The sequence below is a fragment of the Microcoleus sp. PH2017_12_PCY_D_A genome (assembly GCF_020738565.1).
Taxonomy (GTDB): Bacteria; Cyanobacteriota; Cyanobacteriia; order Cyanobacteriales; family Microcoleaceae; genus Microcoleus.
This window is the reverse complement of the sequence record NZ_JAEQCI010000095.1, coordinates 1-11023: the sequence shown is the minus strand read 5'-3', so window position 1 is coordinate 11023 and position 11023 is coordinate 1. Positions and strand designations below refer to the sequence as shown.

Sequence of the window (11023 nt, the reverse complement as noted above, 5' to 3'; positions counted from 1 at the left end):
CCATTGTCGGAAGGTGCGGAGTTGTGAAATTGTCGATAGGTAGCTAGGGATTGTTCGCAGCGACACACCGACTCGACTTTGCGATATATCAAAGAGTTATAACAATTCTAGCATTAGGTATCCTGGAAGACAGTCGGCCAGCTCAACAGCACCCATCTATTTTGTGGATGAATTTGGCAAAAGTCTCGAAACGCCGTTAGTTGTGTTGGGTGCAGTTAAAGTTGCGGTTGGCGATCGCCCTGTTATTAAAATAATCTTATTTTTTAGGTGTATTGCCTTGAAATTTGGTATTTTAAGCAAAGGTAAAATCCTACATATTTCTATTTCTCACTTAGTTATTGTCTCGACTGAGAGATCGCAAATAGAACTTAAGCAATCCCACTCAATCAATAAACCGGGCTTTTTTTATGAAAAAATAGCTTTCAGTAATTATTTTTCATAAAAAAAACTGATTTTGCTGTATCGGTGGGTAAGTTCTAATAGATCGTCAGGGTGTATCGACGTTTTTATTTTGAATTTTCAACTTTAAATCAAGTTGAAGCAGCCTTTGCACCCTAAAAATTGCATAAATCATGAGTACAAGAACTATTGTATTGGTAGAACAATCGGCTGTCATTCCCTACCGCATTCAAAACGGACAGATTGAAGTAATGGTGATTACTTCTTCAACGGGTAAGCGTTGGGTGATTCCTAAAGGGTTAATTGAACCTGACATGACTCCTCAAGATTCTGCTGCTAAGGAAGCTTGGGAAGAAGCCGGTTTGTTGGGTAAGGTGTTCCCGGATTTGCTGGGAACTTATGAGTACCAAAAGTCTGGCTATATTTGTCAGGTAGAAGTATTTTTACTGCAAGTACAAACTGTTCTGGACAATTGGCCCGAAGCTAGCTGTAGAAAGCGACAGTGGGTAAGTATTCCGAAAGCAATTAAGCGGGTTAATGAACCGGAACTTAAACAAATTCTGGTGGCTTTACCGAATCGATTCTGGTAATTGACAGGTTGGTAGTGAGGACTTTAGTCCTAATTAACTCAAACATAGAGAAAGGTCGGCTCGCATTTGGGCAAAGGTACGTAGTTGCGCTTTAGCGCTCTTTCCTAATATTATAAAGCAATACCGTTTACTTAAGGGCGCCCTGGGGGTAAAATCCGATGAGAAATAGATACGGAGATTGCTTCGTTCCTCTCTTCGGACTATCTTAAGTAAGCCGTATTCTATTATAAAGAGCGCTAAAGCGCAACTACGTACCTAATTTGTCTATCGCACTACACTCGGGAAATCATTATTCTGGTGTTAATGGAAAGGACTGAAGTCCTTACTACAAACCTATGATATCGGTGTAAAAATTTTCACCCTAAGCGTTAGCTGACAGAAAAGGAAGGCTTTCAGCTAAGTTATCCTTAACTTCAATTCCCTGTTTTCTCGCCCAAAACTGGCTGAGAAAATGAATTTGCCGCAACCCGACAATTAAATTTAAACCTGGTACAAAAATCCACCAAACTGTTAGCGGTTCTTTGATTCCTTCTTGGCGGTAAAGTTCGTTAACTGTGTTGTAAAGTTTGAACTGCACGATGTAAATCCAAGCAATTCCCAGGAATGAAAACCAACCAAACCATCCGGGAACGTCGGGGTCGAATATCCGCAGAGCTTGGGGAATGGCTACTCCTAAAACAAAGGGCAATAAGCAAAGTGTCCCCGACCAACCTTTGCCGTTATAACTCCGCAATTCTTCTTGGATAATCCATTTGTACCAGCCGTAATATAGCAGCAAGCTGACTGCTGAGAGCAAAATTACTCGCCACAAGGAGCGGGGTTTTCCTAAGGGTTTTTCGGACATTTTTAGATGTAAGATATGAATGGCTTTATTTATTGTATTAACATTTGTTAATTATGGCAAAATCATCTCTCGGATCGATCGCGCGGTTGCAGGGGCCAATAGCACACCGTTGCGGTAGTGGCCGCTAGCGATGAAAACCTTGCTGTTACCGGGAAGCGTCTCGATAATTGGGGCGGGCCGTCCTTCGGGGCGCGGGCGCAATCCCGACCATTTTCTGAGGATTTCAGCTTCGGCTAAGGCGGGACAAAGTGCGATCGCCCTTGCCATCACTTCATCCAACATATCAGCATTCGCCTGAATTTCCCCGCCGTTTTCGGGAAACTCCACTGTCGCCCCTACCCAATATTCGCGATCGGCCAAAGGTACAATGTGAACGTCATCGCAAGTAATTACTGGCGCAAAATCTGGGTTTCCCAACGGATTTTTCAACCGCAAATGCAGCGCCTGTCCCAACACCGGGCGAATGTCCACCAATTGATTTAACGATGCAGCGACAGCAGCAGAACCTAAGCCAGCGGATACAATTAGTCGATCGAATTTTTCAGTAACAGGCAAGATGCCTGTTCCACAAGATATTAAGTTTATTGTGGGGTTGGTACTATTTTCAGTAACAGGCAAGATGCCTGTTCCACAAGATAGGGAGTTTGTTGTCGGGTGGGCATCTTGCCCGCCCATCATGCCTCCAACTTCCACCCCAAACTCAAAAATCACCCCATTTCGTTCAGCAGCATCAACCAAAGCCAAAGTTAGCGCGATCGGATCCACTTGCCGGTCTTGAGGCGAATAAATCGCAGCAATTATGTTATTCTTTAAATCAAGATGAGGGCAAAACTCGCGCACTCGTTCCACATCCCAAAGTTCCAATTTCCAACCTTGAGACTTGCGAGTTGCTGCTAGCTTTTCCCACTTAGTTAAATCTTCTCCTTCCGAACACAACATCAAAATTCCCTGTCTGTTAAAAGGAATTTTCCGCCCCGTAGCTGCTTCCAATTCAGGAATCAAAGTTTCGTAGCGCTGAAGGCTGGTTTCCCTTAAATGCCAATTTCTGCCCTTAGTTTTGTGGCTGATGACTCCCATCAAAACGCCGAGGGCTGCACCTGTAGAACCTTGTGCAGGTTGTTGTTTGTCGAATACAGTTACTTTTAATTCTGGAAATTTACTTAGTTCAAAGGCGATCGAAGCCCCGACAATACCGCAACCAATAATTGCAACGCGAACCATGCGATTTTAGATTTTAGATTTTATATAAGAAGACTGGGCGGTTAGAAACCGCGGCGACACAAACGAAACCTATAAGAGTTGAAGAAGACCGGGCGGTTAGAAACCGCGGCGACACAAACGAAACCCGCCTCCGCGGGTTTAAGAACGGCCAGTAAAAATTACGTTTTACGTTATTTTCTTCAGTCCGCGGAGGTGGACTTCGTGTGTGTAGACGGGGTTTCAACCGCCGTCTTATCTTCAGTCCACGCACCATCTGGACTTCGTGTGTGTAGACGGGGTTTCAACCGCCGTCTTATCTTCAGTCCACGCACCATCTGGACTTCGTGTGTGTAGACGCGGTTTCAACCGCCGTGTTCCTGTGTGTAAACCGGGTTTCAACCGCCATCTTCCTGTGTGTAAACCGGGTTTCAACCGCCGTCTTCGTATGTGTAAACCGGGTTTCAACCGCCGTCTGCATCGGCGCGACAAACTAAAGCGATTAGGCTTTAGGAATTAGCTGCAAAAAGGTATCGAAATCCTTCACAGCTTTGCTATAACTAGCGGTGATTTTGGCATAGTCAGCCACTTTAGCAGCGTTGTCAATCTCCACCAAATCAGCAAACAAACTCTTGGTCAAATCAACAGCTTGCTGTTGAGATTTCGGCAACAAAGTACCAGACACGGTTTTCATCGTGGCGCGCAATTCGCCGAGAGGCCCGTGAATGTAAGTTTTGGCATCAATCCAATTTTTTTTCTGAATTAGGGTTCCTAGGTTGTCCATGCGCGATCGGAACTCTGTCAGAGTAGGAACATAGCGCTGAATTTGTTGGATCTGGGCTGTTGTGTAAGTAGTGGGAACTTTTGCTTCGACACTGCTGCAACTAACCAGAAATGCCATCAAACAGGCCATCATCAAGGCTAAAAATGAACGGGGACGAGTCATAGCGATTTTAGATTTTAGATTTTAGATTTCTCGTTGCGGGCGGGCACCGGGCTACCGCCCTTACTTTGCACCGAGAGTTAGGTACAAAATATTATTTTACCTCCTTTTGGCGCAGAAAAGTTATCAGAGCACCGCCAACTTTTTCTGACCAATGTTCTTGAGGATAATGGGCGACTTCTTCTAGGGTGACTAACTCAGCATTTTTCAGGGAACTGACTAATTTTTTAGCTGGTTCAACACTCAGCCAAGGGTCGGTTAAACCCCACACAAATAAGGTTGGGCTTGTCCATCCTTGCAAGCCGGATTCAATTTCTGCCATTGACTTTGGCAGTTGAATGTTGCGGATTGTGTTCATTAGCGATCGCCCTGCATCCGAACTCTTCAAAAACGGGCTGCGGTAAACATCTAAATCCTTGTCTAATACCCTGATGCGACTTCCGCCTTCGAGGGTTCTGTCCACCAAAAGTGGGTCTTGCGTCAGCATATCGCCAATAAATGGCAGTCCCAACTGCTGCATTTTCCAAGGCAATTTGATATCTGCTGAAATTGGTGTATTTATGACTACTAAACGATCGATTTTATCGGGGTTTCTCAAAGCGTATTGAATGCCGACAGATGCTAAAAATCCTTGGACAACCAGGGAAAATCGGTCTAATTCTAGAGCTTGAATAAAGTCAGCCAGGGCGCCGACAAAGGCATCGGGAGTGTAGGCAAAGTCGCGTTTGTCTGGTTTTGCCGATCGCCCGTATCCCACCCAATCCGGTGCGATCGATCGAAATCCACTCGTCGCCAAATCTGGCATAATCGCAGTCCAGGTAAAGCTTTGGGACGGTATACCGTGCAGCAGCAACACTGGTGATTTATCACTTTCGTTTACCGGATTTGCTTCCCGATAAAACCATTCCAGCGCGCCTACTTTAACTTTCTTCTCATCAATTGACATTATTTTACTGATTATTTATCAAAGAATAAGGCGGGTATTCCCCGCCCTACTTACCTCATAGTTGGGCAAGCACAAAGCACCATTCGTTTCAACAATTGCCTAAAACCTTTTGTATCTCAGGTTTGTATCGAAGTCTCGATCCCCCTCTCATCCCCCTTAAAAAGGGGGACTTTAAGAATAGTCTTGTTCCCCCCTTAAGGGGGGTTAGGGGGGATCTAGGTCTAATCGTCAGGCAGCAGTCTGGCACTACATAAGACGTATTTGTTGACACTAATGACGAACACTTTACCCAACCAATTAAAGCCCAACTTAGAAATTCATTTCAGCAGCTTGAACTTTTTCCACCTGTTTCTTCTTGAGAACCAGCATGATTTGAGCTAGCATGGTTATAGCCACAAAAGCCATCAATCCTTTAACTCGACCTGCACTTTGCAGCACAATTTCCACATCTTTTTGACCGAAACCGCCCACATTAGGATTGTTCGTCAAAAGTTCGGCGGCTGCAACTGTTTGTCCTTCAGTAACAATCAGTTCGGGGCCTGGGGGAATTGTATCAACAACCGCTGCACCTTCTGCTGGTTGAATTGTCACTTCATAGCCACCATCTTCGGGTTGAGCAATTTTAGAAATGGTGCCAGCTACGGAAGCATTATAAACAGTATTGTTGCTCTTGGCGCCAGTAGGATAAACCTGACCGCGACCGCGATTTCCGCCGACATAAATTAGATATTTGCCGTAGTGAACTGACTTGTCAGTTTCGGGATTTGGCGACAAAACTGGGAATACCAATTCTTTGTACTGTTCACCGGGCAGCGGCCCCACTAAAACAACGTTTTCTTGGGTTTCGCTGTAAGGTTGGAAGTAAAGATCTCCGACTTTTTCCTTCATTTCTTCGGGAATTCTGTCAGCGGGAGCAATCTTGAAACCTTCGGGCAACATCACAACTGCGCCTACATTCAAGCCGCCTTTGCTACCGTCGCCGGTAACTTGCTGCACGCTTTGATCGTAGGGAACTTTGACCACAGCTTCAAAAACTGTGTCAGGTAAAACGGATTGCGGTACTTCAACTTCAGTCGGTTTGGCGCCGAGGTGACAGTTAGCGCAAACAATGCGGCCTGTGGCTTCGCGGGGGGTAGCGGGTGCTGTTTGCTGGGCCCAGAAAGGGTAAGCGAATGCTGCTTGGGGAAGTGCGATGTCGCTGCTGAGAAAAAATCCGGCGGCGGCGATCGCAATTAAGGCAGTTTTGGCGATCGTCCTGGCACTGCGGCGAAATATCGCAGATAAATTAATTTGTGGCATCAGAGTATTCAATCTCAAAGGTTCAGACAATTTAGTCATTGGTCATTGGTCATTGGTCATTGGTCATTGGTCATTGGTCATTGGTCGTTAGCTGATGTGATTAATCCGCAGTCTTAATTCCATAGTTATTAGTTGTTAAATACTGACTAATCACTAATAATTCATGACTGCTAACTAATGACTAATGACTAATGACTCACAACTAAGACCACCAAGGTTCTTCGCCGGTGCGGAAATCTGTTTCTTTCCAAGGGGTAAAAGCGATCTTGTCATCTGCGACAGTGGCGTGGGCCAGGGCCAGAGACAAAGGTGCCGGGCCGCGTACCACTTTGCCCTCATTATTGTATTGAGAACCGTGGCAAGGACACATAAACTTGTTTTCGCTAGCATTCCAAGGCACGACGCAACCCAAGTGAGTGCAGACTGCATTGATGCCGTATTCAGCGATAGTTGAGTCTTTTTCCACCACAAGATAGGTGGGGTCGCCTTTGAGGCCTTGGGCCAAAGTGCGATCGCCCGCAGGGTGCGAAGTCAGATATTCGCTAACAATGATGTCGTTACCCAAGGCATCTTTAGCCGTGACACCGCCACCAACAGCCCCACTCGACGGAGGAACAAAATATTGGACAACGGGATAGAGTGCGCCCAGTGCCACACCTGTGACTGTACCGAACGTCAGCAAATTCATAAATTGGCGGCGCCCCATATCGGGGACATCGGGATTTCCAGCAGAAGTTTGAGCCATGACCTGCCTTTACGGTTTTAAGTTACGTTTGTTTGTGAGCCAACTTGTACGTGCAGACAACTCTGAGTAGGAGTGCTAATCTGCTCGCACAAATTTGAGGCAGCGAAAATTCCTTTTAAGAATGCGCCTTCCAGCCTTTATTAGAGTATTATTACATTTTTTGAACTTTGTCTTTTAATGTTTAAGATATTCACTCAGGAGCAACCATGACGGGCAAGGATTTACACCAGCTACTCCTAGAAAAATGGGGAAAGTCTTACGATATCAGATTGCGGCGGACGCGAGGCAAGATTTTTGTGCAGGTGATGTGGAAATATTTGGAACAGGCGTCTTTTCCGATGACGGAGGCTGATTATTTCGAGCATTTGGACGCGGTGGCCAATTACCTCAACGGCTGGGGCAGCACCGCACAGGTGAGAGAATATATTGTAACTACTCGCGATCGCCCGCGCTTGGGCAAAGCTGTCAGCGTTCCCCTAGATTTGGGCGAAAGAGCCTCGGAGTGGTTGCTTGACGAGTTTTGAGTGCTTAGTCATCAGTCCTGGGTCTTTAGTCAATAGTAGACTTGAATTGCTAAACTCCTTTTAATTAAAAAATTCAAGGACGGGCTCTTCGGCCCATCCCACAAAAATATTTTTTCCTTGTGGGATGGCCCTAAGAGCCCGTCCCAGCTATTTTGGCAAGAAGTCTATTATCAGGCATCAGTTAGGATCGATCGCCCCTGAATCGCGGCTTGTAAAGTTTTGTGTCCGATCGGGGTGGATTTTTTAAGTTGAAAGTCCCAAAAATCGTGAGGCGAACTTGTCAGCCGACTTGCTGGCGGTGACAAACTAAGCACTCAAGCAGCTAATTTTTGCAGTTTTTTTTTGATTCAAACTCTTGTGTGGCGGGCTTTCCGGCGCTAAGACTGCTGTGGGATTTAAATGCAGCAGCTTGTGGGGCTCTTTTAAATTTGGGCGATCGTCCGGGCGACGCCGACCAAAATCATTACCACCAATTTCTGTCAACACTTTCACCTACAATGAGTTTCAGATATCCCGTGAAATTTAGGAGAATGTTGTAATGGGTGTTGCAGTTGGAATGGTTGAAGTCTTAGGATTTCCCGCTGCCGTAGAAGTTGCAGACTCAATGGTGAAAGCAGCCCGAGTTACTTTAGTTCGCTATGAAAAAATAACCCGCGCTTACTGGACAATTATAGTTCGAGGAGATATCTCTGAAGTGCAAGCAGCCGTTGCTGCTGGAATTGAATCAGTTAAAAAGGTCGATGGCGGAAAGTTGCTATCGTATCACATAATTGCTCGTCCCCACGAGAATCTCGATTACATTTTGCCGATCGGCTACACGCCCGAAGTCGAACAGTTCCGAATGTAGACAAAGTTTTGACAAAACTTTGGTGTGGAATTTAAATTTTTAGTAAAATATAGAGGCGCGGGCGATCGCACCTCTATATTTTTATTGCCTGTTTATCCATCTTTTTTTGCTGCGGACACAAGTAATGTTGCAGCAGTTGGGTATGATGCGACATATTTGGTGGAAGCATAAACAAGTTTAATAAGTGCTATTTATTAAATTAATCAATCATAACGCATTATCAATATATCTGCGGTTGTTAAATTAACATGAGAGTGCAATTTAGTGTTTTTACTGCTCTTCGGAAAGAAAATTGGTTGAAAAAATTCCGTATTTTTACCGTTCCAATATGAAGGCATTCCTCCTAATATATATTCAAATAGCTGAGAAGTGACTTTCAACAAGCAATGCTAATTGATGTGAGCAAGCATTTTTTCTAGTTTTTATTGAATTTCATCATTTTTAGAGTCCTGGCATTAAGTAAAGTACAGAAAATAGTTACTGTTAATGAAAACTTGGGGCATATAAAGGGTAATAAATATGACAGATTTTAATTCAAGTGACAACAATACAGTGGAACAAAAGGGTATTGATATAGAAATCTGGGAACCCGCATTTATAGTGATTTCCGTACCGAAGAACAGTACGAATGCAACTACATTTATACAGATTCATTTAGCGATTACTAATAATACATCAACATTATCTCCTTTCATAAATAAATATTTAACGCCGAACTTTTTACTGTTGACGGTCAAGAAATACGCCCTCAAAAAACGAGGGATAGACCAATAGCAACTAACTATTACAAGGGTATAGCAATTACGCCAAAAAACACAACTACCAGAGCTATAGTGCGGTCTTTTATGGCAAAGCTCTTTTGGCATAATAACTGCCTGCAACTCCAAACGAGTCTTTTTTATGCTACCACAACTATTATTGACCCTGAGAAAATTTATTTGTTTCAACCTTTACGACTAGGAACTTACCAGCTTCGATTCATCTACTTAAGTCCGGGCCATAATTTCTTATTACAAGATTCACCGACCGGGGAAATAATTAGAGTAGAAGAAAGTGAGAGAAGTTTGTTTGCAAGTCCTGCGATGAATTTACGACTTATTGAACCTGTGCCGCATCACAACAATCGAGTAGAAGTCGATGGTATCTGCTTTGAAACGCTAGTTCCTGAGCAAAGCTTAAGAGTTCCACTAACCGCATCATCTGCAAAAATTTCCGTACAGATTGGGATGAAGATTACCAACAATACCTCAACTCCTTTTCGTTTTATTTTATTTGATACATTGATTCCCCAACTAATAGGAGAAAATGGTATGATACCTCGCCTCGACTGTGGCGGTAGTCTGGGATGGGTTATTCCTCAAGAATCCGACTTACAACTTGTGAAACCAGGAGAAAGCATTACTTTATTTCTTAAAGCTAGCCTTACAAGGCAAGCAAATAATCTGTTAAGCCTGATAGTTTCAGGTGGAGGTAGATCCTGTTGGAGGTTTAACGATCTCGCCTTCGGTACATACCAGATTCACTTAACATACAGATCCCTCACAGAAAAATTAGAGTTTTTATGTGAAGACCTCTGGATGGGAATGGTGAATACACCTTTTGTGGAGTTTAGGCTGATTCCGCCTTAAAGTGAACTGGAAGACAATTTTTCTGATACCTAAAATTTCTGCTGTCGCTGTTATTTTTTTTGTAAATTTAGTTTTAAAATAACCTCAACATGCTATCAAAAAAATACTTTTTAGCGCTCGGGACGACCACTGTTCTAGTCACTATCTCAAGCCAGTCGAGCTTTGCGTTCACCCTTACACCTCGACAACCGGGAGACAGCGATGGGACTTTCCGTCACTCAGTATGGTATGAAAATCGTCAGGGCTTAGTAAGTTTAGATGCTTGGCCTGAACTAGATGGACGGCGTTACTTACCTCAGCCGGGAGTCGTTCACACAATCAGACCAGGAGGAACAGATGGTTTGCTGTATCTCCTAAATAATCAATTTGGTCGATAGTGGGAATTTATACCGAAAGGTGATATCGAAGGTAGTTTCAATGTCGAAAACTATTACCCTTGTAATCCAGACTTTGCGTGTGAAGCGGATGGAGCTAGAATATTTAACGCGGTTGGGGCTTTTTTCAAGTTAAATTATTTTCCCAAAGGTAACGATCCTGTCGGCAGTACAGTTCACTGGATTCAGCGGGTACTTACTAATTATGATGTCGATAACGATGGTAACATTATAAATGAAGGGATTCCTTTAGATAAGCTAGATATTCGTTCGGGGGCAATAACTCCTTACTATGATGAATCATTTCCTGGCTCGAATTCAACTACCTTCCGAGATTTGTCACACGTCCGAGGATCTCACATACGCACAAACCACTACTTTTACGCTGAAACGTATTTAGTTAACGAGGTTCCAGGGAGAACTACGGAGTTAAATACAAATATCGTGAAACCGAGAGTGGAAATTTACAGTGGAGTTAGATGGGGATGGGAAAACAAATTTGGAGATGGTTTGGGCTGGAGAAGATTTTTGGGCAACCTATCCTCCGGGACTCAAGTAGACAAATACAAGCTGGATGGACTTACGCCTGGTTCAAAATATATAGCCTGGACAAACAATGACCTCCCCTCCAACCGTTGCAACCCAAACACATTCTTAAGCACTCACAACGACTCAGGTTTTCGGCTA

At 44.0% G+C, this 11023-nt stretch carries 15 protein-coding genes; 8 read left to right on the top strand and 7 right to left on the bottom strand.

The genetic code is table 11. The features are described 5' to 3' along the window. Window positions 1-163 precede the first annotated feature (163 nt). Both JGK39_RS24465 and JGK39_RS24460 read left to right on the top strand, forming a co-directional pair. Window positions 164-442, top strand: a complete 279-nt coding sequence (locus JGK39_RS24465) for a hypothetical protein (RefSeq protein WP_293248816.1) — start codon at window positions 164-166, stop codon at window positions 440-442. Between the two features lie 130 nt (window positions 443-572). Continuing rightward, the gene (locus tag JGK39_RS24460; protein ID WP_293248813.1) at window positions 573-989 is read left to right on the top strand and encodes an NUDIX hydrolase; all 417 of its coding nucleotides are present in this window, start codon (window positions 573-575) and stop codon (window positions 987-989) included. 361 nt (window positions 990-1350) lie between these two features. Here JGK39_RS24460 and JGK39_RS24455 read toward each other — a convergent pair whose 3' ends face one another. From JGK39_RS24455 to petC, 6 genes are all read right to left on the bottom strand, one after another. Then, window positions 1351-1833, bottom strand: coding sequence for a hypothetical protein (locus tag JGK39_RS24455; protein WP_293248810.1), 483 nt, complete (start codon window positions 1831-1833; stop codon window positions 1351-1353). A gap of 51 nt (window positions 1834-1884) precedes the next feature. Continuing rightward, entirely contained in the window at window positions 1885-3054 is a 1170-nt protein-coding gene (locus JGK39_RS24450) for an FAD-dependent oxidoreductase (RefSeq protein ID WP_293248807.1), read from the bottom strand. Between the two features lie 478 nt (window positions 3055-3532). Next, the gene (gene psbQ / locus JGK39_RS24445; RefSeq protein ID WP_293248804.1) at window positions 3533-3976 is read right to left on the bottom strand and encodes a photosystem II protein PsbQ; all 444 of its coding nucleotides are present in this window, start codon (window positions 3974-3976) and stop codon (window positions 3533-3535) included. Window positions 3977-4067: 91 nt separating this feature from the next. After that, on the bottom strand, window positions 4068-4919 hold the full coding sequence (locus JGK39_RS24440; RefSeq protein ID WP_293248801.1) for an alpha/beta fold hydrolase: 852 nt from the start codon (window positions 4917-4919) through the stop codon (window positions 4068-4070). A 309-nt stretch (window positions 4920-5228) separates the two neighbouring features. Beyond that, window positions 5229-6218, bottom strand: a complete 990-nt coding sequence (petA, locus tag JGK39_RS24435; protein ID WP_293248884.1) for a cytochrome f — start codon at window positions 6216-6218, stop codon at window positions 5229-5231. Between the two features lie 202 nt (window positions 6219-6420). After that, window positions 6421-6963: a cytochrome b6-f complex iron-sulfur subunit gene (gene petC / locus JGK39_RS24430; protein ID WP_293248798.1), complete on the bottom strand. Its 543-nt coding sequence runs from the start codon at window positions 6961-6963 to the stop codon at window positions 6421-6423. Between the two features lie 206 nt (window positions 6964-7169). Between petC and JGK39_RS24425 the strand changes: the two genes are divergently transcribed. After that, window positions 7170-7487 carry a DUF3067 family protein gene (locus tag JGK39_RS24425; RefSeq protein WP_190740162.1) on the top strand — a complete coding sequence of 106 codons (318 nt, stop codon included), beginning with the start codon at window positions 7170-7172 and terminating at the stop codon, window positions 7485-7487. Between the two features lie 306 nt (window positions 7488-7793). Here the strand turns inward: JGK39_RS24425 and JGK39_RS24420 are convergent, their stop codons facing one another. After that, window positions 7794-7979, bottom strand: coding sequence for a hypothetical protein (locus tag JGK39_RS24420; RefSeq protein WP_293248786.1), 186 nt, complete (start codon window positions 7977-7979; stop codon window positions 7794-7796). 46 nt (window positions 7980-8025) lie between these two features. Between JGK39_RS24420 and JGK39_RS24415 the strand changes: the two genes are divergently transcribed. The 5 genes from JGK39_RS24415 to JGK39_RS24395 form a co-directional block, all read left to right on the top strand. Next, window positions 8026-8334 (top strand): carbon dioxide-concentrating mechanism protein CcmK, encoded by a 309-nt coding sequence (locus JGK39_RS24415; RefSeq protein WP_106149684.1) that lies wholly within the window; start codon window positions 8026-8028, stop codon window positions 8332-8334. A gap of 24 nt (window positions 8335-8358) precedes the next feature. Next, window positions 8359-8505: a hypothetical protein gene (locus JGK39_RS24410; RefSeq protein WP_293248783.1), complete on the top strand. Its 147-nt coding sequence runs from the start codon at window positions 8359-8361 to the stop codon at window positions 8503-8505. A 348-nt stretch (window positions 8506-8853) separates the two neighbouring features. Next, the gene (locus JGK39_RS24405) at window positions 8854-9108 is read left to right on the top strand and encodes a hypothetical protein (protein WP_293248780.1); all 255 of its coding nucleotides are present in this window, start codon (window positions 8854-8856) and stop codon (window positions 9106-9108) included. A 71-nt stretch (window positions 9109-9179) separates the two neighbouring features. Further along, window positions 9180-9962: a hypothetical protein gene (locus tag JGK39_RS24400; RefSeq protein ID WP_293248777.1), complete on the top strand. Its 783-nt coding sequence runs from the start codon at window positions 9180-9182 to the stop codon at window positions 9960-9962. Between the two features lie 818 nt (window positions 9963-10780). After that, a partial coding sequence (locus tag JGK39_RS24395; protein WP_293297682.1) for a hypothetical protein occupies window positions 10781-11023 on the top strand: 243 nt, incomplete at its 3' end.